The sequence below is a fragment of the Dyadobacter sp. CY345 genome (genome assembly GCF_021502725.1).
Lineage (GTDB): Bacteria > Bacteroidota > Bacteroidia > Cytophagales > Spirosomataceae > Dyadobacter.
In genome coordinates this window covers 920,659-942,331 of the sequence record NZ_JAKFFS010000002.1, presented here as the reverse complement: position 1 = coordinate 942,331, position 21,673 = coordinate 920,659, and the positions used below count along the sequence as shown (strand labels likewise).

Below are 21,673 nucleotides of genomic sequence, written 5' to 3'. Positions count from 1 at the left end.
TTCCTGTCTATCTGATTGCTAGAATGCATTTTACAGAATTATCCGGGAAGAGACAATGGCATGCAGATGAATTGCTAATAACCGCACCGATAAAATTCTACAAATAATACTTCTAGTCTCGACAAATTTATTCGGAGCTTTATTCTAGATTTGAATAAATAAAAACACTATACACACACATTACCTGGCACTTTGTAAACATACCTCCTCTAAATTGTACACACACTATGAACATTTAAGGCCAGTAGTCCAATCTGTTTCGTCTGAGCATTCAGCGAAACAGATTTCAATTTTATGAAAAACTATCTTACCCACCCAGACCATAAATAAAAATGACAAAAATACTGCTACTGATCAAAAATGAGCTTTTGAGCTTAGGAATCACCTCCTGTATCCGCGAAAATGTAAGGGATGTTCAATTTTCAAAAGAGACCAGTTGGGAAAACATGCAGATGACGTTATCAAGTTCAGAATTTGACCTGTTGATCATTGACACACACTTATCCAATTACACAAATCTGGTTGCCCTGGAAAGAATCCGCCGCAAACAGCCTGACATTAAAATCGTTGTCATCGGAGAAGAAACAGAAAAATCCTGGGCCCTGCCCTATCTCAAAAAAGGTGTTGATGGTGTTTGCATGAAATCGATCAGCCAGGAAGAATTTCTGATGGCTTATACTTCCATCATGCGCGGCAAAAAATACATGGATGATGTGCTGACGGAATATCTTCTGAGTGATATTACAAAACCAAATCTGGTAGGTTCGTTAACGGTGCGTGAATCGGAAATTATGCAATACCTGATCAAAGGCCGCCGTACGGTAGACATCGCGAAAGAGTTAAAACTGGCCGTTTCGACGATCAGTACGATCAAAAACAATATTTATAAAAAGATGAAGGTCAATAACGTCGTTGACCTCGTCGGGAAAGTAGAACTTTCTCAAAGCAGAGCATAATCAGGCGGCGGTCGGCTATCGGCAGTCGGCTTTCGGCGGTTGCCGGAAATTACTTTCCGGTATTAATTCAGTCGGCGGTCGGCTATCGGCAGTCGGCTAAAACTACTTCCAGACATAAATTCAGTCGCTGAGAGCCGGGACATTCTTCCGGCTTTCGGCGACTGAAATTACTTCAGTGCATTAATCTCCAATAGCTGACAGCCGGGACAACCCCAGCCGACCGCCGTTTTGCCTTTAACCTTCCAGGCTGTATCTTTAAGAGATGAAAACCCGATTACTAATTCTGCTTTTTCCGGTGTTGCTTCCCGCGTGCGTAAAACTTCCAGCGCGTTATGATGAGAAAACTTTAAAGGAAGAATACTATGTTGAAAACAATAAAAACGATTATGTCCTGCACTACACAAAAACCGCGGATTCGCAGGTTTTTCTCATTGAGCAGGGAAAACAAACGTTGCTGAATTCGAAGGAAAATCCGTTGACATTAACCAATCAGGCGAAACGTCCTTATTTCAAAACTATTTCCGGAAAAGATACATTGATACTGTCAAACCGCAGGATTGATTTTGAAAATGTGATTAATTTTCGGGATATCGGTGGGCTGAAAACGCTGGACGGGAATACGGTCAGGTGGGGGAAAATATTCCGTTCGGATAATCTGGCTGATCTGGAACCGGCAGCTTTCGAAAAATTTAACGACCTGAAAATCCGGACCATTTTTGATCTTCGGACGGCCAGTGAAATTAAAGGAAAAGAAGATCATTTACCGGAAAATGTTAGCTACCGGCACGTACCTTGCGTGAAAGATAACGGAGATCTGTTAACCCAGCTAAGGGGAAAGCTGCTTCGTGGAGAAATTTCCGAAGCGCAGTCTTTGCAAATGACAACCGAGCTTTACCAGAACATGGTAACCAGCGATCTGTCGTCGCTCCGGGAACTTCTGCAAAATATACTGAACTCCGACGAACCGGTTTTATATCATTGCTCTGCCGGAAAAGACCGCACTGGTGTGGTAACCGCCATGATTCTTTCAATATTACATGTCGACAGAAAGACGATTTTTGATGAATATCTGATGTCGAATTATTACAGACGTGATAAGCTCAAAAAAATCCTTGGAAGAGCAAAACTTGGTAAAATCATTAAACCGAAGATCAATTTGAAAGTTATTGAAAATTTTATGTCGGTGGACGAACGATATCTGGCCGCAACATTTTCCGTCATTGACACCCGGTATGGCGGGACCGATTTGTTTATTAAAAACCAGTTGGGGATTAATGATCAGGAAAGGCAGCGCATCATCAAAAAACTGACAGATATAAATTAAAAAAGTCATGCTCGTTCAATGATAGAAAATTCTCTCTGATGAATAAATCCAGGTAGTATTTTGTGTAGCTCTTTTAAGAGCTTCCTGTTTATAGAAAACACTTGTCCCAAACCAGAATGTAACTCCGTCGGAGTTTCCTGCAAACACAGGAGGCTCCGACAGAGCCAAAATAACCTTACGAACAACCGTTGCTATAAACAGGAGACGGCTCTGCCGTCATTAACAAAATCTCTCTGATGAATAAATCCAGTTAGTATTTTATGTAGCTCTTTTAAGAGCTTCCTGTTTATAGGAAACACCTGTCCCGAACCAGAATGTAACTCCGTCGGAGTTTCCTGCAAACACAGGAGGCTCCGACAGAGCCAAAATAACCTGACGAACAACCGTTGCTATAAACAGGAGACGGCTCTGCCGTCATTAACAAAATCTCTCTGATAAATAAATCCAGGTAGTATTTTGTGTAGCTCTTTTAAGAGCTTCCTGTTTATAGGAAACACCTGTCCCGAACCAGAATGTAACTCCGTCGGAGTTTCCTGCAAACACAGGAGGCTCCGACAGAGCCAAAATAACCTGACGAACAACCGTTGCTATAAACAGGAGACGGCTCTGCCGTCATTAACAAATTCTCTCTGATGAATAAATCCAGGTAGTATTTTATGTAGCTCTTTTAAGAGCTTCCTGTTTATAGAAAACACCTGTCCCGAACCAGAATGTAACTCCGTAGGAGTTTCCTGCAAACCACAGGATGCTCCGACAGAGCCAAAATAACCTTACGAACAACCGTTGCTATAAACAGGAGACGTCTCTGCCGTCATTAACAAATTCTCTCTGATGAATAAATCCAGGAAGTATTTTATGTAGCTCTTTTGAGAGCTTCTTGTTTATAGAAAACACCTGTCCCGAACCAGAATGTAACTCCGTCGGAGTTTATTGCAAACACAGGAGGCTCCGACAGAGCCAAAATAACCTGACGAACAACCGTTGCTATAAACAGGAGACGGCTCTGCCGTCATTAACAAATTCTCTCTGATGAATAAATCCAGGTAGTATTTTATGTAGCTCTTTTAAGAGCTTCCTGTTTATAGAAAACACCTGTCCCGAACCAGAATGTAACTCCGTAGGAGTTTCCTGCAAACCACAGGATGCTCCGACAGAGCCAAAATAACCTTACGAACAACCGTTGCTATAAACAGGAGACGTCTCTGCCGTCATTAACAAATTCTCTCTGATGAATAAATCCAGGAAGTATTTTATGTAGCTCTTTTAAGAGCTTCCTGTTTATAGAAAACACCTGTCCCGAACCAGAATGTAACTCCGTAGGAGTTTCCTGCAAACCACAGGATGCTCCGACAGAGCCAAAATAACCTTACGAACAACCGTTGCTATAAACAGGAGACGGCTCTGCCGTCATTAACAAATTCTCTCTGATGAATAAATCCAGGAAGTATTTTATGTAGCTCTTTTGAGAGCTTCTTGTTTATAGAAAACACCTGTCCCGAACCAGAATGTAACTCCGTCGGAGTTTCCTGCAAACACAGGAGGCTCCGACAGAGCCAAAATAACCTGACGAACAACCGTTGCTATAAACAGGAGACGGCTCTGCCGTCATTAATTCTGACATTGGGCCATTAACAATATTTCAGCTGGCTGTAACAAATCCACTCACTCACTCACTGATTGCCCTATAAAAGAGATTTTACCAGAAATTCCCATTCTTCTTTCAAAGATCCTTTAAAAACATCCGCTCCTGCCCGCCTGTACCAGTAACCCGCATTCCAGGTATCCCCTTCAACGCGGTGCAAATAGGCATGTAACCGGTCGTATAATTTCGTCCCCTCACGATCCTGAGCAATGTTATGGGCAGCTTCCCAATCGTGATTGGCGTCGTACCAAAGCGCTTTCAAAAGCACCGGAATTTCCTGCGGAGGAGCGGTTTGGGTCAGGGATGAAACAAATTCTTCGTAAGTCATAATCAAATTTATTTACTCTTTTCATTGTATATTGTCACAACAAACAATTATTAATCAAAAATTCCTAAGTCCGGTAACAAAAAATCTCCTATTTCTATGATGAAACAAATATCAACGTTAGTGTTTGGACTAACCCTGACTTCGCTATGCCATGCTCAGGAAACTTTTCCGAGGAACGGCGCATATGACGAAAGGAAGGGTCAATATGCATTTACAAACGCCACAATCGTGGTCGATTCAAAAACAACTATTTCAAACGGAACCATGCTTATCGAAAACGGCACGATCCGCGAGGTGAGCAAACAGGTGAAGATTCCGGCTGGCGCTGTCGTTGTTGATTTAAAAGGAAAATACATCTATCCTTCCCTGATAGACCTGGATTCTGACTATGGGATGCCGGAAGTAAAACGCGAACCACGTGCCACCGGCCGCCAGACGCCGCAGCTGGAATCGAATAAAAAGGGCGCTTTCGGATGGAACCAGGCGATACAGCCCGAAAATGACGCCAGCAAAACATTCGTTATTGATAATAAAAAAGGTGCTGATTTACGTAAAATAGGGTTTGGAACTGTACTGACACATCCGCATGACGGAATCGTTCGTGGAAACGGGGCTGTTGTAACCTTAACAGACGAATCAGCAAACAAGGCGATTTTGAACGAAAAAGCCTCTGCGCATTTTTCTTTCAGCAAAGGTACTTCGTCGCAAACGTATCCTTCGTCGGGTATGGGCTCGGTTGCACTGCTCCGCCAGAATTATTACGACGCGGACTGGTATGCGAAAGGTGGAAAAAACCAGGAAACAAACATTTCTCTTGAAGCTTTCAACCAGATCAAGACGTTACCTTCTTTTTTTGAGACAAATGATAAATACAGCCTGCTTCGGGCCGACAAGATCGGAGACGAATTTGGCACACAATATATTATCAAAGGCGGCGGCGATGAATATCAACGCCTTGAAGAAATAAAGGGAACGAAAGCTACTTTGATATTGCCGTTAAATTTTCCGTCAGCGTATGACGTGACCGATCCCTGGGATGCTGAAATGATCACGATCAATCAGTTGAAACACTGGGAAATGGCACCTGCGAACGCATCGATGTTAGCAAAAGGCGGCGTGAATTTTACGTTTACAGCGGCCGATCTGAAAAACAAGGCAGATTTCTGGGATAAAATCCGTACCGCGATTGAATTCGGCTTACCAAAAGAAAAAGCGCTGGAAGCATTAACGACGACGCCAGCTAAATTGATAAAAGCGGAAGGACAGATAGGAAGTCTGAAAGCTGGTATGCTTGCCAATTTCCTGATCACATCTGACGAGTTGTTTAATAAAGAAAATGTGATTTATGAAAACTGGATACAGGGGAAGAAATTTATCATTGCTCCCATAAACGCGCCGGATTTCAGAGGGAACTATACTTTCTCAATCAACAAGGAATCAACCGGAAAACTTGAAATTTCAGGAACGGCGGACAAACCCGAGTACCAGATCATTTTGAAAGATACGGTGAAAGTCAAACCGAAAGTGATTCTCGCCAATGACTTGCTGACAATTTCCTATCAGCCTGAAAAGAAAAGTCCCGGGACGGTTCGTTTGACAGGATGGATCTCCGGGAAAAATTTGTCCGGTGAGGGCATTTTACCGGATGGGAAAGCAGCTATATGGACAGCAACCTTGGCGGAGAATTATAAAGCAATTGCTAAAAAAGATACGGCATCTGCCAAATTGAAAGAAACAGGTCCGATCGTGTATCCATTTGTTGGTTTTGGAAACGAACAACTTCCAAAATCCGAAACAGTTTTCGTGAAAAATGCGACAGTCTGGACCAATGAAAAAGACGGCATTTTACAAAATGCTGACGTAATTATCCAGAATGGTAAAATCGCAAAAGTTGGAAAAGGGTTATCCGCTCCGTCTGGTGCCCGTACCGTTGACGGGACTGGAAAACATTTGACGAATGGCATTATTGATGAGCATTCACACATTGCATTATTCGCGATCAACGAAGGCTCGCAGTCAAGTACTGCGGAAGTAAGAATGAGTGATGTGATCAATCCGGATGATGTGAATATTTACCGACAGCTGGCCGGCGGAGTTACCACTTCTCATTTGCTTCACGGTTCAGCGAACGCGATTGGCGGACAAAGTGCGCTGATTAAATTGAAATGGGGAGCAACGCAATCTGATATGTTGATTCCGGAAGCCAAAACGATCAAGTTTGCGTTGGGAGAAAATGTGAAACAGTCCAACTGGGGCGATGTAGCGCGCGTGCGTTTTCCGCAGACGAGAATGGGTGTTGAACAGGTATATTTCGATCATTTCATCCGTGCCAAAGAATATGCGAAGGGCTGGAAAGAATATAACGCCGCAGGTAAGAAAACAGGCCTGGAAGTTCCGCGTAGAGATCTGGAATTGGAAGCCCTGGCAGAAATTCTTGATAGCAAACGGTTTATTACTTGCCATTCCTACGTGCAGTCTGAAATCAATATGCTGATGCACGTGGCGGATTCTCTGAATTTCAAAATCAATACTTTCACTCATATTCTGGAAGGATATAAAATGGCAGACAAAATGAAAGACCGCAATATCGGCGGTTCGACATTTGCTGATTGGTGGGCTTACAAAATGGAGGTAAAGGAAGCGATTCCATATAATGCGGCTTTGATGTATCATGAAGGAATCACGGTGGCAATTAATTCTGATGATGCAGAAATGGCGAGAAGACTAAATCAGGAAGCTGCCAAAACGGTAACTTTTGGTGGTGTACCTGAGGAAGAAGCATGGAAAATGGTGACATTAAATCCTGCAAAACTTTTGCATGTCGATCATAGAATGGGAAGTATCAAAGCAGGAAAAGATGCGGATCTGGTACTTTGGAATGCACATCCGCTGTCCGTTTATGCCCGTCCGGAGTTTACCATGATCGAGGGAACTGTATATTTTGACCGGAAGGAAGATATGACGAAACAGGAAAAAATGACTTTGGAACGCGAACGTCTTATCCAGAAAATGCTGAATGAGAAAGCGGAAGGAAAACCAACGCAAAAACCTCAGGGATCGCAGCCAAAAATGTGGCATTGTGAAGATATCATTGGCGTTCATACGGAACATGAGGAAGGAAAATAAGCAACCAGGCATTAATTCTTCCATCATTTACTTATTCAAAAACAACTTATGAAAATAAATAATTATATAAAACAGCTTGCCTCACTATCCAGTCTGGCAGTTATGTTTTGCCTAACTTTTTCAGTCCAGGCACAAAACCCGGCCCCGGCAAAAGCACAGGCAAAACCAACAGTGTTGACTGGTGGAACCATTCATCTGGGAAATGGCCAGGTTATTGAAAATGGTGTTATCGCGTTTGACAAAGGGTTGATCACACACGTTGGTGCTGCCGGTTCAAACACTTCAAATGCCAACGCAGAAGTTATTGATATCAAAGGAAAGCATGTTTTTCCGGGTATTATTTCGATGAATACAACGGTTGGAATTCAGGAAATTGCATCCGTTCGGGCAACGCTTGATTATGCGGAAGTTGGTGATATCAATCCGCATGTGCGTTCTTTGGTGGCTTATAATACCGATTCGGAAGTGATTCCAACTTTACGGAATGCGGGAATTTTGTTATCACAGGCCGTGCCGCAAGGCGGAATTGTTTCAGGTTCATCCTCTGTGTTTTATTCTGATGGATGGAACTGGGAGGATGCAGTTTTGAAAAAAGACGATGGAATCTGGATTAACTGGCCTCCGTTTTTGGCGACGAGTTTCAATTATGAAGATTTTTCAACTTCCGTAAAAAGAAATGAAAAACGCCAGGAAACGATAGACCTTTTCCGCACCACGTTCGCTGACGCAAAAGGATATTATGAAACGGGCAAACCTGCCACCGTGAATATGCGTTTGGAAGCAATGAAGGATCTTTTTAATGGCAAAGCAAATTTGTATATCCGTGCTGAATATGCGAAGGATATTATTGAATCAGTAAAATTTGCGCAGGAATTCGGTTTGAAAAAGATAGTAATTGTCGGCGGAGATCAGGCTAATAAAATAACGGGATTCCTGAAAGAGCATAACATTCCGGTAGTGCTTAACGCTGCACACCGTCTTCCAAACGGAACGGACGAAAATGTATATCTGCCTTATGAAATGCCTGGAATATTACATAAGGCTGGTGTGAAAGTTGCCATCACTTACGCAGAAGAATGGTGGAGAACGCGAAACATCGCTTATCTGGCAGGAACTTCCTCAGGATTCAGCGATGTGACGCCGGAACAAGCATTACAATTCATCACCAAAAACCCTGCTGAAATTATGGGAATTGACCAGTATGTTGGAACTTTGGAAAAGGGAAAACATGCCTCTTTCGTGGTCACCAGTGGTGATATGCTCGATATGCGCGGAAACGCTGTTCAGATGGCTTTCATCAAAGGCGGAAAAGTCAATCTGGATGATAAACAAAAACGTCTGTACGAAAAGTATAAAGAGAAATACGGCCAGAGGTAAAATTAGGTTACACAGATTACCGCTGAGGAAATAAAGAGGGCCACAGAGATTTATTTTCTCCGTGGCCCTTTTTCTTTTGCACCTGACGGTGGCTCACTAAACTGTATAACCTAAAATCAATCTTCACCTAAAGAATAAATCCCATCGTCAGCGATGCGAATCAAACCTTGTTTGTATAATCCACCGATTGCTTTTTTGAAAACTTTTTTGCTGATACCTAACTGCCTGTTAATATCTTCGGGCGCGCTGCTGTCAGATAAATTCAGATAACCGTTATTCTTTTTCAAATTGTCAAGAATACGTTGCGCAGATGGCTCTACAACATTTTCATATCCCTGTTTTTCAAGACTGATATCCAATCTGTTTTCATCCCGGATCTTTTTGACATATCCTTTAAGCGACTCACCAATAGCGATTGGTTTGAAAACTTCATTGGCATAAATCAAGCCCTTATGAAATTGATTGACGACAACATTATATCCAAGATCGGTTTTTTTCCAAACAATAATATCTACCTCATCACCTTCTTTTACAAGCAAACGCTCATTTTCAAGATACCTGTCAAGCTTCGTTGTAGCGATAAGCCGGGAAGTTTTTTGATCCAGGTAAAGAAAAACGACATGCCATTCACCAATTTCCATCGGTATAGACTGTTCTCTGAAAGGAACAAAAAGATCTTTTTCCAAACCCCAGTTCAAAAATGCTCCGTGTTCAGAAACATCTTTAACTTCAAGATTGGCAAATTCATTACGCACTATTTTTGGCGTTTCGGTAGTAGATACCGGACGGTCTTCCGAATCATTGTATACAAAAACCCTGATGACATCGTCAATCTGCATGTCATCCGTCTTGTACTTATTGGGAAGCAAAACTTCTTCCCCTTCTACATCACCCAAAAAGAAACCTACACTCGTGTCGCGCAGGATAGTCAGGTTATTATATTTTCCTATAAAAAGCATTCTATATCAAGTTTGCAGCAAAGATAAGTCTATAAACCGGTATTTACCACCTAATGATAAACCATCTAAGAAACCTAAGAAAACCTAAGTGTTATTGACTAAGGTTTTCTTAAATGTCTCAGATGGTTAAAATGAATTCTTTTATGATGGAAGAATTACATTAATGTGTTGGTCAGTCTTTTCAGTTCAATTTCGGATGATTTGGCGGCGTAGTTCAAGTTGATCAGACGGTAACCCGCTTCTTCAAAACTGCGTTGGGCTTCTCTGACATCGATAATGGTAGCTTGAATTAACTGAAAACGTTGCAACGTGAGATCTAAAAGCTGCTGGCTAAGTTTATAATTGGCTTTCTGAGTTTCGAGCTGTTCCAGGGACCGTCGATAAGTCTGAAACATTTTTACCGCTTGCGCAGAATAGTCGCGAATCAAAACCTGCTTCTGCGTTTTCGCAGTTGAAGTATTTATTTCAGCCACCTGTTGCTGACGTTTAAAAGTACTTCCGTTATAAATCGGTACAGCCAGGGTAATACCGGCACTTGGAGCCGTTACTCTGTTCAAGAGCGTAAAACCCGCAGTACTCTGGTTTCTTACAAAGTTATAGCCAAGGTTGAATCTGACAGTCGGATAACGCAGTGCAGCTGTTTCACGCACAATTAATTCTGCGATACGGATCTGGTTATCCGCCGCTTTGATATCAGCGTTGACAGAAATTTTATCCAGCACATTTTCAATCTGTAAACCCTGATCTACAAGAATTGTATCTTTTATCGAAAGCGGCGATTTCGGATCAAGTGCCAGCAGTCTCAGAAATTCGGATTTGGCAACATCTACGGCGAGCTGTTGATTTATCAGCGTTTGGGTTAATGTATTAAGGTCAATCTGAGCCTGAAACAAGTCGGCATTATTGGCCATCCCGGCAGCCTGACGAACCTGAATAATTTCCAGTCGTTTTTTAGATGCATCAATTGAAAATTGTACCGTATTGATATAACCAATCTGGCGAACAACGTCGTAATAACTGGTCATCACTGCCGCGATCGTGTTTTGGATCTGTGAATTCAAAATTTCGCTACTTTGATATTGAAGTTCAGCTAATCGTTTTTTGGTGGCCACAACCCTTTTTCCGTTATACAGAAGGATACTGGCTGTCACACCTGCCTGCGTATTATTCCCTTCGGCTCCCCTCCGGCTGGTTCCTCCGCCGGTTTGAAGTTCCTGGGTTATATTTTGAATTTGCTCTGTGTTAGAAGCCGTCGCAGCAATTAGAGGTAACCCACCGGCGACACCATAATTATTCAGTATAGTATTCGCTTCTACATCATTTTTGGCGATCTGAATTTCCAGACTGTTTTTCAAAGCGATGGAAATTGCCTCATCCAAAGTGATTTTAAGCGAATCTGCGCTTTGTTGACAAATGGCCGGAGCACCGGTCATTAACATAAAAAATGCAATTTTAATACTAATACTTAGGTTTGATAACGGGTTCATGCAAAACCAATTGACTTATGATGATTAAATGATTTAGGATTTAGGCTACAACTGCTTCTTCTGCCGCCGCCGTTTGTTCTCTGTGCTTATTGGTTTTCGGCGAAATGAATGTGTAAATCGCCGGAATTACGAAAAGTGTAAGTATCAAAGAAAATGTCAGACCGCCTACAATTACGACGCCGAGCGGGACGCGACTGGTTGCAGCAGCACCAAGGCTCAAAGCAATTGGTAACGCTCCAAAGGCAGTCGCAAGGCTGGTCATTAAAATCGGACGCAGACGCTGGGTTGCTGATTCGATAACCGCCGGAAGACGTTCCATCCCGAGCTCCCGTTTTTGATTGGCAAATTCCACGATTAAAATACCGTTTTTAGTTACAAGCCCGATAAGCATAATCATACCGATTTGCGAGAATATATTAATCGTCAGGCTGAAAATGTACAAGCTCAAAAGTGCTCCTGCCAGGGCTAGCGGAACCGTAATCATGATTATAAACGGATCAGTAAAACTTTCAAACTGACCGGCAAGAACCAGGTATACCAACAATAGTGCTAGACCAAAGGCAAAACTTGTGTTCGAAGAACTTTCTTCATAATCCCGTGAAGGTCCGCTCAGCGAAGTTTGGAAAGTTTCATCCAGAAGTTTATTGGCAATATTTCTCATCGCAAGAACACCGTCCCCAACCGTTTTCCCTTCAACAAGCGAAGCGGAAATTGTCGCGCTTTTGTATCTGTTATAATGATACAAAGTCGGCGGACCGCTTTGTTCTTCCATTTTAACCACTGCACTTAAAGGTATATTTTGTCCGCGATTGTTCCGTACATAGAGTTTTTCAATATCAGCAGGTTTGTCGCGTTCAGCACGTTGTACCTGGCCGATCACCTGATATTGCTGACCATTTCTGATAAAATAAGCCAATCGTCTTCCGCTAAATGCCCCCTGAATTGTGGCAGCTACGTCCGTTGTGGAAAGGCCAAGATCTTTCGCCTTCAACCGGTCGATTGTTAGAGAAACCTCCGGTTTGTTAAATTTCAGGTTAACGTCCACATTCTGGAAAACAGGATCTTTTCTGGCTTCTTCCAGGAATTTAGGCATAACCTCGGTTAACTTGGCGAAATCGAGATTTTGCAGGATAAATTGTACAGGTAACGCACCACGCGACCCAATACCCACCGCAATCGTTTGTTCCTGAACAGCAAAAATACGTGCGTTGTTGAATCTTGGAAGCTGCTTGTTTATAGCAGTTGCAATGTCATTCTGACTCCTGATCCGATCAGATGATGGTACTAAACCAATACGTCCCGAAGATGCATTCATACCTGCACCACCAAAACCAGGCGTCGAAGAAAATACAAACTGGCGTTCCGGTATGGAATCATTCAGGTAATTGACAACCTCATCAGAAATACTTTGCATCTGATCAAAGCTCGTTCCTTCTGGTGCCGACATATTCAGACGAATACTATTCCGGTCTTCCATGGGTGCCAGCTCACTTTGTAAATGTGTGTAAGTAAAATAAATTAACCCTACACAGGCAAGTACCAGAACCCAAGCCATCCAGCGAACTTTGATAAAACCTTTCAACAGCCTGTTATAACCATTTTCCATTCCGGTGAAGAATGGTTCAGTTTTGTTATAAAACCAACCATGTCCTGAGTCTTTTCTATTTAGATAAACATTCAAAACCGGCGTGATCGTAAGCGATACAAATGCCGAAATCAATACGGCAGAAGCTACCACAATTCCAAACTCCCGGAAAAGACTACCTACAAAACCTTCAAGGAAAATTACGGGAAGGAATACCACAGCCAGAGTAAGTGAAGTAGAAATTACCGCAAAGAAAATCTCCTTACTACCTTCTAATGCTGCTTCCCTAATGGGGAGTCCTTCTTCGAGCTTTCGGAAAATATTTTCTGTTACTACAATACCATCATCAACCACAAGTCCCGTTGCCAGAACAATTCCTAAAAGTGTCAGAATGTTGATTGAAAAACCGAACATATACATGACAAAAAACGTCGCAACCAGCGAAATTGGAATATCGATCAATGGGCGAACGGCCACCAGGAAATTCCGGAAGAAGAATAAAATTACAATGACAACCAGTCCAAAAGAAATGATCAGCGTTTCTTCCACTTCTTCCACCGACTGACGAACAAGACGGGTATTGTCAATAAGGACGTTGAAAGTGATATCTGACTTATTCGTTTTAGCAATTTCAGCTAAACGCTCGTTGAAAGTATCCGATATTTTTACATAGTTCGCTCCCGGTTGCGGAATTACTGCTAAACCTACTGCATAAACCCCATTATATTTCCAGCTTTGCTCCTCGTTTTCAGGACCTAACTCAACTTTGGCAACATTGCTCAAACGGACAATTCCAGTACTGTCATTTCTGATTATAAGGTCGGAAAATTCCTTTTCAGTAGTCAGGCGGCCCATCGTACGGATCGTCAATTCCGTCTGATTTCCGTATATTTTACCTGCCGGCAATTCGACATTTTCTGCGTTCAGCGTAGTGTTAATGTCATTAAAGGAAACATTGTAAGCACTCATTTTATCCGGGTCAATCCAAATACGCATCGCGTAACGTTTTTGACCGAAAATATTAATCGCACTTACCCCATCAATGGTTTGGAGACTTTGCTGCAAAACATTTTCTGCATATTCACTTAATTCTAAAAGGCCTTTCGATGGACTTTGAACGGCCAATAACAAAATGAAATCACTATTTGCATCGGCCTTACTAACTACCGGCGGCGCATCAATATCCTGTGGAAGATTCCGCTGAGCCTGACTCACTTTATCCCGCACATCATTGGCAGCCGCTTCAAGGTCTATTTCAAGGTTAAATTCAACCGTAATATTACTGGCTCCGATCTGGCTGGAGGAGCTGATCGTTTTAATGCCGGGAATACCGTTGATACTTTTTTCAAGTGGCTCGGTAATCTGGCTTTCGATGATGTCGGCATTGGCACCGGTATAGCTGGTGCGGACATTGACAATCGGGGGATCAATGGCGGGGTAATCCCGTAGTGACAAAAAGTTATAACCAACTACACCAAAAAGAATGATGAGAAGGTTCATAACCACGGCAAGTACTGGCCGGTTCAGCGATAATTCCGAAATATTCATAGGTTGGATATCAAAAGAATGGACAACTTTCCGCCTTTTATTCAGCTGGTGCTGTTGATGTCTTCAGGTTTTTCACTGTTCTCACTTTCACTGGCGCATCGGGACGGGCGAACAATACCCCGGAAACAACTACGGAATCGCCTACACTTATACCTTGGGTAACTTCCACAAAATCAGCCTTGCGAACGCCCGTTTCTATCGTAACGAAAGTCGCTTTGCCATTTTTTACCACAACTGCCTTTTTATTTCGTGATTCAGGAATGATGCAGTTTGTCGGAATTAGAATACTGCTTTTCTGAGCGCCGGCATTCAGGTACACTTTGGCAAATGAACCCGGATTGAATGCTGCACCGCTCAGGGTTGCTCTTACGGTTATATTTCTGGTACTCTGATCAATCTGCGGTTCAGTTGCAATAACTGTCGCTTTCTGGACATTTCCATTCTGGTCAATTACTACATCAACCTTTCCTCCTTTTTTAACAAAATCCTGATAAACTTCTGGAACAGTAAAATCTATCCTCAGATTATTAAGCTGCTGCATCGTGGCAATAACCATTGTCGGCGACACATACGTACCGGCACTAACTTTTCTTAATCCAACAACACCCGTAAAAGGCGCACGAATGATTGTTTTATCGATTAGAGCCTGTTGATATACAATATCGGCCCGATAGGAATTGGAAGTATTGATCGCCAAATCATAATCTGCCTGATTTACACCGTTCACCGCAATAAGCTTTGCAAGTCTTTCCTCAGTTTTTATGGCCATATCCAGCATGACTTTTGATTTTTCAAGCTGAGCTGTTAAGTCTGCATTATTAATACGCGCAATAACAGTTCCCTTTTGAATCGTCTTTCCTTCCGGCACATTCAGATAAGTAAGCAGGCCACTCACTTCCGGTCTTAATTCCGCAAATTCATTGGCAACCACCGTTCCGTTTACCTCAACTTTGTCACTGACACTTTCCCGCGAAGCAATAATAACATCAACGATCGTCGCATCAGACTTACCTTTTTCTTGTTTGAAAGTATCTTTCTTTTCTCCACACGACAAAATAATTGTGCAGAAAAAAAACAGAATCAGAGAAGAAAAGATTGGATTAACTAAAAAAGACCTACATAAAATATTTGGTCTGTGAAGGTTAAGATTCATAAAGTTGTACTATTTCAGGGAATTTTTGAATTTTTGTTTCGTTAGGAATAGATAACACCCACAAAACCTGGTTGTTTTGTGGATGTTATGTAAAGGTAATACGGCTTAGATGGTTTTCTACTATAAAAGTTTAATGCAGGTTTGTAATTTTTTTCAAAAATCTTTTGCGATGACTTTCAAAAGTGTCTCACATTTCATCTCGGTTTCTTCCCATTCTCTCTCGGGAATTGAATCTTCGGTAATACCTGCACCGGCATAAAATGTTGCAATTTGATCTTTCAAACGGACAGTCCGAAGATTTACAAATAAGTTAGATTCTCCCTCGACCTGGACCGGCCCCAAAAATCCGCTGTAAAATGATCGGTCATATCCTTCAATATCGGTAAGAAACTGAAGACTTGGAATTTTAGGCACGCCGCAGACAGCAGAAGTTGGATGTAGCAGGCGAAGCATGACAGAAGGTAATTCAGGAAAATTGAGCTCGTTGGTATCAACTTCAAAATCAGTGCGCAGATGATATAGGTTTCCTGCCAACACCGTTTTTGGTCCGGTTTCAAGATATTCCCGTAACCTTATCTTTTTAAAACATTCAATGATGTAACGGCTTACAAGTGCCTGTTCCTCGATTTCCTTTTCTCCCCAGCGGATATCAAATTTTGGAATAAGACTTCCGTCTTCTTCTCTCGCTTTCTGTGTTCCGGCCAACGACATTGTTTTGAAGGTCCCATCTGCTTTTTGCTGAACCAGTGATTCCGGGCTTGCGCCAAGCCAGAGTTCTTTTTGCTCAGGTAAATTTACAAGGGATACAAAGGCGTGCCCGTAGGTTTTTGCGAGTTTTTGAAAAGCTTTGGCTGGCTGAAACTGATCGGTATAAGTAAGTTTCTTTGTTCTTGACAAAACAACTTTGTGAAATTGTTTTTGTTTAATCGCCGACACCGCCAGCTCCACCGTCCTTTCAAAACGGGCTTTTGTTTCCTGATCAGGAAGCGCAGAAAGTAAGACGCCGACATTAATTACCGAAGCCAAAACAGCACTTTTCCTGATATCAGAAGCTGTTTTTATCAGTTTGACAATTTCGGGATGCTCTTCTCCTAATAAATTGTCTACATGATTTAACTGGCCGGTTTCAGAATAGAATGCGATAATATCACCTTCCATGTAAAGAACCTCATGCTCCTCTTTCCAGTGAAAAGGACTGATGATAAATCCGGAAGAAAGTTTTTCCAGATCCGGCTGACAACTGCGTATGCTTTCTCTGATGGAGATAAGCAATCTAATTTCGTTGGTATGCGGAAGTTTCCATAACGCACAGGGAAATCCCAAATCCTTCGCTGCCGACCAGAGTTCCTCTGCTTCAAACTTTGCTAAGACCGAATGAGCAGTTGTTATATTCGTTGAAATCATTAAAATTTATCTTTTACAGGTTGCCACCCGCTTGCAATAACAAAATCAATTATCGGTTCGCGTTCACGATGGCTACGGTGAGCCTGCTGACACAAACCAGCTTATTTTCTTCATTCGTAATCTTGATATCCCAGATATGCGTAGTTCTGCCGACATGAATCGGTGTAACCCTACCATAAACAAATCCCTCCCGGGCTGACCGCAGATGATTCGCATTTATCTCCAAACCCACCGCATGTTGGTTATCAGGATCCTTTAGACATAAGAACGAAGCAATGCTCCCCAAAGTTTCTGCAAGTACAACAGAAGCGCCACCATGCAATATGCCAAAAGGCTGATGTGTCCGATGGTCCACCGGCATTTTTGCCACAATATAATCTGCTCCTATTTCTGTGAATTCAATTCCTAAATGACTGGCGATCGTGTTCTTGCTAAAAGATTGAACTGCTTCCAGTGAAATGGATGTTGTAAACATATCTAAAAATTATATAAATTTGTATCTGCTATATTAGTCAAAAACAAGGTATTTGCAAAAATAATATTTAAATAATACAATTATTTTGAAAAGAAAGTCTATATATCTCATTCGCCACGGTGAAACCGATCTTAATCGTAAAGGTGTTGTTCAGGGAAGCGGCGTAGATTCTATGCTCAATGAATGGGGAGAAGCGCAATCGGCTGCTTTTTTCAATGCCTACCAACACGTTCCGTTTGACAAAATATATACTTCTAACTTGCAGCGTACGCAACAATCTGTCCGCGGATTTATTAATCAGGGAATTCCTTTTGAAAAATATGAAGGGTTAAATGAAATTTCCTGGGGAACGCGTGAAGGCAAGGAACCTAACACCGGCGACTCTTCTTATTATCGTGAGCTAGTGCTGGCCTGGAAAGCAGGTGATTTCAACCGTGCTGCGGATGGAGGCGAAAGTCCGATCCAGGTACGCGACCGCCAGATCCCTGTGATCGAAACCATTTTGTCGCGCCCCCATGAAAGGAATATTCTGATTGCCATGCATGGACGCGCTATGCGGGTGTTACTCACAACACTTTTTAATCAGCCCTTGATTCATATGGATGACTATGAACATAGCAACCTCTGTTTATACCGCATCAATTATTCATACGATACCCAACGTTTTGAACTGGAAGTAAAAAACGATACGACTCATTTGCTTTCATTGGAAATACCTCAAACCCTATAAAAGACCGTTTGTCTGGGTTCAATTCCTTTGATGTATTTATGACGGAAAGCTCACAGCGGTTCTATATTTTTGTAAATCGTTGTGAACATTTTGCTGTAAACTTTAAAGCATGTCCAAAAGGAAAATTTACTGGACCTTACAAATTGTAGGCTGGACAACACTGATCATGTACGAATTTGTGTTGTACACGCTCGAATATGGCTTTGATCTCAGCAATTTATACAGTAGCCTTGCCAATATACTTCTCGGTATCACCCTGACACATTTGTACAGACTGGTAATTCGGCGCTGGAACTGGTCAACTTTACCGCTTCCAAGACTCGCGCTGCGGGTAGGTCTTTCCGTTATGTTTTTAGGACTTATCATGACAGTCGTCAATTTGCCGCTCGACAAAAAGATTCTGGAAGAAAACCTGATGAACCAGCCGTTCGTATTCTGGAATTATTATGCCGGGTGGTGTAAGAATCTGACAGCATGGATACTTTCCTACACGGTTTATCATTACGTTGAACAAAACCGGCTGACTGATTTTGAAAAAATAATGCTGAAGACCTCCATGCGTGAAGCTGAGGCGAAGGTATTAAGATCACAGCTTAATCCGCATTTTACATTTAACGCTTTGAACAGCATTCGCGCTTTGGTATATGAAGACCCATCAAAGGCGCAGATCAGCATTACACAATTATCTAATATTTTACGAAATTCGCTCCTGGCTGACCGCCGGAAAACTGTTGATTTGCAGGAAGAGTTAAAAACAGTTGAAGATTATCTTGAACTCGAAAAAGTGCGGTATGAAGAGCGTTTGAAATATACGATCGAGTCGAGCCCGCAGGCAGTATATTGGCAGGTTCCACCGATGATGTTACAAACTTTGGTAGAAAATGGCATCAAACACGGTGTTTCCAAGGAAATGCACGGCGGTTTTCTGGAAGTGAAATCAGACATAGAAGAGGATGTTTTAATTATCAAAATCAGAAATACGGGGAATCTGGAAGGTACGGATTCGGGAGGGGTTGGATTAAAAAACACTGCGGAGCGGCTTTCCATACTTTATGGCAAGGGTGCTTCCTTTAAAATATATCAGGAAAAAGAAGGTGTCGTTTGTTCAGAAGTTCACATTCCGACACTTTCCGATCAAATGCAGCTTTTACAGGTTGATTGACAAAAGTTATTTAACAGCAATTCCTGTAAAACTCAGAAATCGATTCAAGATTTTAATAAATAAACAATCCCCCAAATCCGCCATGAGAACGCTTATTGTTGATGATGAACGCCTAGCAAGAAATGAACTGAAAAGATTACTTGAACCGTACACCAAAATCGAAATCATTGGCGAAGCTGCCAATGCCGAAGAGGCGCTGGTAATGATCGATGAATTACAGCCTGAATTATTGTTTCTGGACATCCAGATGCCCGGCAAAAATGGCTTCGAGCTTTTGTCATCTATCGAAGGGAAAACGCCGGAAGTTATTTTCACGACCGCCTACGATGAATATGCGATCAAAGCCTTTGAGTACAACGCCTTAGATTACCTTCTCAAACCGATTGATAATGAACGTTTAAAGGAGACAATTCACAGAATTGAAGAAAATCAGGCACCACACGAAACATCCACTGCGAACAATGAACGTGTAGAAAAAATTCTTGGAGAAAACGATCAGGTTTTTGTAAAAGACGGGGAAAAGTGCTGGTTCGTAAAACTTGGAAAAGTCCGTTTGTTTGAATCTATGGGTAATTACGTGCGTCTGCATTTCGACGATCAGAAACCGCTTGTGCTAAAATCACTAAATAATCTGGAAGAGCGGCTAGATCCGGGAACATATTTCAGGGCAAACCGTAAACATATCATAAACCTGCATTGGATCGAAAAAATTGAACCTTGGTTCAGCGGTGGACTTTTGGTAACGCTGCAAGGTGGAGATAAAATTGAAATTTCCCGCCGCCAGGCAATCCGTTTCAAGGAATTAATGAGTCTGTAAATAATATTGGCATAAATTTTAAGCTTTTACCAAGTTTAAAATTTATGCTTTTTTTGTCTAAAATTCACTTCATCAACCTGGTATTCATGCGCATTTCTCATCTACTTATATTGCTAACAGTTATTTTTTACATATCCTGCACACCTTCTTCAAAAAAAGAAGAGGTCCGTTCGGTACCAAGAGCTGGAAAATTCAACAAAATTGAATTAGGGAAATGCGACACGATAAGCGGCGGAGTAAGTCTGAAAGTTAACGTATGGGAACCTGTGGCTACAGATACACTTTATTCAGAAATGCATGCATTTCTGAATAAAAAAATCATTGACCGAATTAATGATAATGCAGATTTAAGTGGTAATCCTCCAAAACCAGGATCAGATAAAACGGTTGAATCTGCATTTGCCATATTTGACAGTAATTATAAAAAATTCAAGGCTGATTTTCCGGAAGCACCGGGATGTTGGGAAATTGAATTGAAAGGTGATACGGTAATGACTTCTGCGAAAATTATTCAGTATCAGTTTGATCACTATGCTTTTCTGGGAGGAGCGCATCCGAATAGCTTCCGTTCCTATTATATTTTCGATGCAAGAACCGGTGAAGAAAAGAATATAAAATCGTTTGTTTCCGATACTACGGCTCTATTGAACAAGGTTGAAAAAGCTTTCAGAAAACTTGAAAATCTGGCTGATACTACCAATCTGGAAGGAGCAGGATATTTCTTGTCTAATCATAAATTTTTCCTACCCGCGAACTATGCTTTGACAAAGGAAGGTGTCTTTTTTTATTACAACCCTTACGAAATTGCAGCTTATGCCCGTGGCGCTATTTCGTTCACAATTCCTTACCGTGAACTCGAAGGAGTTGTAAGAAAGGAGTTGATTTTTTAATTCAAAAAATCCCTTCATCGGCAAAGCTATAAAATCCTTTATCTGTGAATATCACGTGGTCGAGGATCGGAAGATCTAGAAGATTTCCTGCCTTTCTAAGTTGTTCAGTCAAATTGATATCTGCGACACTGGCTTTTAACTGGCCGGATGGATGATTATGCACGAGTACTATCCCACTCGCTTTATTTTCCAGAGCATGGTTGAATATCATTTTAGGATCACAAACCGTCCCGGAAATTCCGCCAACGCTCACAGCGACTGATTTGATGACTTCGTTTGCCCGGTTCAAAAGAATAATCCAGAATTCTTCATGGGCTTTGTCCATCAAATGTGGTTTCATCTCATCATAAATGTCGTTTGATGATTTAATATGTCGGCGCCGGTTTTCCGGAATATCATTCCTTCGCCTCCCCAATTCCATGGCCGCCATAATGGTGATGGCTTTTGCCTCGCCGATACCCTTATTTTTCATCAGATCTTTGATACCCTGACGCGCGAGTTCGCTGATATTGTTATTGACGGAGTTCATGATTCCCTTGGCGACATCAACTGCGGAGAGTGAGACCGTGCCCGATCCGATCAGGATTGCAATAAGTTCGGCATCTGACAACGCTGCCCTGCCTTTTAAAATGAGTTTTTCACGCGGCCGGTCTTCTTCCGCCCAACTCAATATTTTTCGCGGATTGTAAGAATTATCCTCTGACATAGAA

16 protein-coding genes are annotated in these 21,673 nt (G+C 41.9%); 8 read left to right on the top strand and 8 right to left on the bottom strand.

What is annotated here, in order from left to right; genetic code table 11:
• The first annotated feature begins 332 nt into the window (after positions 1 to 332).
• Positions 333 to 956: a response regulator transcription factor gene (locus L0657_RS13700; protein WP_235151361.1), complete on the top strand. Its 624-nt coding sequence runs from the start codon at positions 333 to 335 to the stop codon at positions 954 to 956.
• A gap of 262 nt (positions 957 to 1,218) precedes the next feature.
• Positions 1,219 to 2,280: a tyrosine-protein phosphatase gene (locus L0657_RS13695; RefSeq protein WP_235151360.1), complete on the top strand. Its 1,062-nt coding sequence runs from the start codon at positions 1,219 to 1,221 to the stop codon at positions 2,278 to 2,280.
• Between the two features lie 1,682 nt (positions 2,281 to 3,962).
• On the opposite strand, the gene L0657_RS13690 is transcribed toward L0657_RS13695, so the two are convergent.
• Positions 3,963 to 4,250: a hypothetical protein gene (locus L0657_RS13690; protein WP_235151359.1), complete on the bottom strand. Its 288-nt coding sequence runs from the start codon at positions 4,248 to 4,250 to the stop codon at positions 3,963 to 3,965.
• Positions 4,251 to 4,346: 96 nt separating this feature from the next.
• Between L0657_RS13690 and L0657_RS13685 the strand changes: the two genes are divergently transcribed.
• Complete coding sequence (locus tag L0657_RS13685) at positions 4,347 to 7,376, top strand: amidohydrolase family protein (RefSeq protein ID WP_235151358.1); 3,030 nt, start codon at positions 4,347 to 4,349, stop codon at positions 7,374 to 7,376.
• 48 nt (positions 7,377 to 7,424) lie between these two features.
• Positions 7,425 to 8,753 (top strand): amidohydrolase family protein, encoded by a 1,329-nt coding sequence (locus L0657_RS13680; RefSeq protein WP_235151357.1) that lies wholly within the window; start codon positions 7,425 to 7,427, stop codon positions 8,751 to 8,753.
• Positions 8,754 to 8,869: 116 nt separating this feature from the next.
• On the opposite strand, the gene L0657_RS13675 is transcribed toward L0657_RS13680, so the two are convergent.
• From L0657_RS13675 to L0657_RS13650, 6 genes are all read right to left on the bottom strand, one after another.
• On the bottom strand, positions 8,870 to 9,712 hold the full coding sequence (locus L0657_RS13675; RefSeq protein ID WP_235151356.1) for a S1 RNA-binding domain-containing protein: 843 nt from the start codon (positions 9,710 to 9,712) through the stop codon (positions 8,870 to 8,872).
• Between the two features lie 155 nt (positions 9,713 to 9,867).
• Positions 9,868 to 11,151, bottom strand: a complete 1,284-nt coding sequence (locus L0657_RS13670; protein ID WP_235151355.1) for a TolC family protein — start codon at positions 11,149 to 11,151, stop codon at positions 9,868 to 9,870.
• 88 nt (positions 11,152 to 11,239) lie between these two features.
• On the bottom strand, positions 11,240 to 14,332 hold the full coding sequence (locus L0657_RS13665; protein WP_235151354.1) for an efflux RND transporter permease subunit: 3,093 nt from the start codon (positions 14,330 to 14,332) through the stop codon (positions 11,240 to 11,242).
• A 37-nt stretch (positions 14,333 to 14,369) separates the two neighbouring features.
• Complete coding sequence (locus L0657_RS13660) at positions 14,370 to 15,386, bottom strand: efflux RND transporter periplasmic adaptor subunit (RefSeq protein ID WP_235151353.1); 1,017 nt, start codon at positions 15,384 to 15,386, stop codon at positions 14,370 to 14,372.
• A 252-nt stretch (positions 15,387 to 15,638) separates the two neighbouring features.
• Positions 15,639 to 16,889 carry a chorismate-binding protein gene (locus L0657_RS13655; RefSeq protein WP_235151352.1) on the bottom strand — a complete coding sequence of 417 codons (1,251 nt, stop codon included), beginning with the start codon at positions 16,887 to 16,889 and terminating at the stop codon, positions 15,639 to 15,641.
• Positions 16,890 to 16,938: 49 nt separating this feature from the next.
• Entirely contained in the window at positions 16,939 to 17,364 is a 426-nt protein-coding gene (locus L0657_RS13650) for a hotdog fold thioesterase (RefSeq protein WP_235151351.1), read from the bottom strand.
• Between the two features lie 85 nt (positions 17,365 to 17,449).
• Here L0657_RS13650 and L0657_RS13645 point away from each other — a divergent pair, with 85 nt between their 5' ends.
• The 4 genes from L0657_RS13645 (at position 17,450) to L0657_RS13630 (ending at position 20,963) form a co-directional block, all read left to right on the top strand.
• A complete protein-coding gene (locus L0657_RS13645) occupies positions 17,450 to 18,094 on the top strand; it encodes a histidine phosphatase family protein (RefSeq protein ID WP_235151350.1) in 645 nt (214 codons plus the stop codon).
• Between the two features lie 109 nt (positions 18,095 to 18,203).
• On the top strand, positions 18,204 to 19,256 hold the full coding sequence (locus L0657_RS13640; protein WP_235151349.1) for a sensor histidine kinase: 1,053 nt from the start codon (positions 18,204 to 18,206) through the stop codon (positions 19,254 to 19,256).
• Between the two features lie 82 nt (positions 19,257 to 19,338).
• Positions 19,339 to 20,073, top strand: coding sequence for a LytTR family DNA-binding domain-containing protein (locus L0657_RS13635; RefSeq protein WP_235151348.1), 735 nt, complete (start codon positions 19,339 to 19,341; stop codon positions 20,071 to 20,073).
• A gap of 86 nt (positions 20,074 to 20,159) precedes the next feature.
• Positions 20,160 to 20,963 (top strand): DUF3298 and DUF4163 domain-containing protein, encoded by an 804-nt coding sequence (locus L0657_RS13630; protein ID WP_235151347.1) that lies wholly within the window; start codon positions 20,160 to 20,162, stop codon positions 20,961 to 20,963.
• A gap of 1 nt (position 20,964) precedes the next feature.
• Here the strand turns inward: L0657_RS13630 and radC are convergent, their stop codons facing one another.
• The gene (gene radC / locus L0657_RS13625) at positions 20,965 to 21,669 is read right to left on the bottom strand and encodes a RadC family protein (RefSeq protein ID WP_235151346.1); all 705 of its coding nucleotides are present in this window, start codon (positions 21,667 to 21,669) and stop codon (positions 20,965 to 20,967) included.
• Positions 21,670 to 21,673 lie beyond the last annotated feature (4 nt).